The sequence below is a fragment of the Streptobacillus ratti genome (genome assembly GCF_001891165.1).
Classification (GTDB): domain Bacteria; phylum Fusobacteriota; class Fusobacteriia; order Fusobacteriales; family Leptotrichiaceae; genus Streptobacillus; species Streptobacillus ratti.
This window is the reverse complement of record NZ_LKKW01000097.1, coordinates 1-353: the sequence shown is the minus strand read 5'-3', so window position 1 is coordinate 353 and position 353 is coordinate 1. Positions and strand designations below refer to the sequence as shown.

Genomic DNA, 353 nt, shown 5'->3' with positions numbered 1-353 from the left:
CTAAAAGATCCATTTTAAGATATCCTAAAGATTCTAGTACATTAGCCTCAAATTGTATTTGATAATCTTTAGTATAACCGTCATAAATTAAGGGTAGATTTTCTCTCATATCTTCCTTAGTAATTATTACTCCAGCAGCATGAGTAGAACTATTTTTTACCTTACCCTCTATTCTTTTAGCATAATCTATTAATGATTTAATCATTTCTCTACCGTCATATAGGTCCTGGTAGGGGGTCTGCAGCAGGATCAATTATTTCATATTTACTAGGAATAACAGAACTTGACCCAATAAAATATGGTTTGATTTTTGAAAGATTTTTAAATCCTGAAAGAATATCTATGCCTGATAT

Annotated in this window: 1 protein-coding gene and 1 pseudogene; one reads left to right on the top strand and one right to left on the bottom strand. The window is 30.3% G+C overall.

Annotation, left to right across the window (positions count from 1 at the left end; translation table 11 throughout):
• On the bottom strand, positions 1 to 205 hold a 205-nt coding region (locus BT993_RS06945; protein WP_143604324.1), incomplete at its 3' end, for a hypothetical protein.
• Between the two features lie 14 nt (positions 206 to 219).
• Here BT993_RS06945 and BT993_RS07610 point away from each other — a divergent pair.
• Positions 220 to 353 (top strand): annotated as a pseudogene (locus tag BT993_RS07610) (hypothetical protein); the annotation flags it as partial.